The sequence below is a fragment of the Pseudaeromonas sharmana genome, from assembly GCF_042649925.1.
Classification (GTDB): domain Bacteria; phylum Pseudomonadota; class Gammaproteobacteria; order Enterobacterales; family Aeromonadaceae; genus Pseudaeromonas; species Pseudaeromonas sharmana.
On the sequence record NZ_JBHSAF010000013.1, the window covers coordinates 1 to 630 of the forward strand.

A 630-nucleotide genomic window follows, 5' to 3' on the forward strand; every position below is an offset into this window, starting at 1 on the left:
CGACGATGAGCCGACCGCGGTGGATGACAGCAACAGCGTGGCTGAAGATGCCGATAACCTGACCATCACGGGCACAGTGCTGGCCAATGATACCCAGGGCGCCGATGGTGCCACGGTCACGCCACAGACGGTTGAGAACGATCTCGGCTCGCTGGTACTCAATGCCGATGGCAGTTACAGCTTCACGCTGAACAATGCCAATCCTGCCGTCCAGGCCCTGACCGATGGTGAGAGTCTGACCCAGACCATCAGTTATCTCCTTACCGATGGCGACGGCGATACCAGTAGCGCCAATCTGACCATCACCATTACCGGCACCGACGATGGTGTCGTGGTCACCGATTTGACTCCGGCGGCCAGTGGCGGTGAAGGCGTCGTGGATGAGGATGACCTGGCCACCGGCTCCGACAGCAGCAAGGAGTCGCTGAGCGTGGACGGTGACTTTACCGTCAGCGCCCCGGATGGGTTATCGAGCATTACCGTCGGCGGCACCGTGATCACGCTGGCCAGTCTGCAGGGAGTCAGTGCCGACAGTCCGATCCTGGTGACGACCGGCCTGGGCAACCAGCTGGCGATCACCGGTTTCAGCAACGGGGTGGTGAGTTACACCTACACGCTGCTGCAGAGCGA

Annotated in this window: 1 protein-coding gene; it reads left to right on the plus strand. The window is 61.3% G+C overall.

The window, feature by feature from the left end:
- Window positions 1-630, plus strand: a 630-nt coding sequence (locus ACFOSS_RS09845; protein WP_377152170.1) for a VCBS domain-containing protein, incomplete at both ends; no start/stop codon positions are given.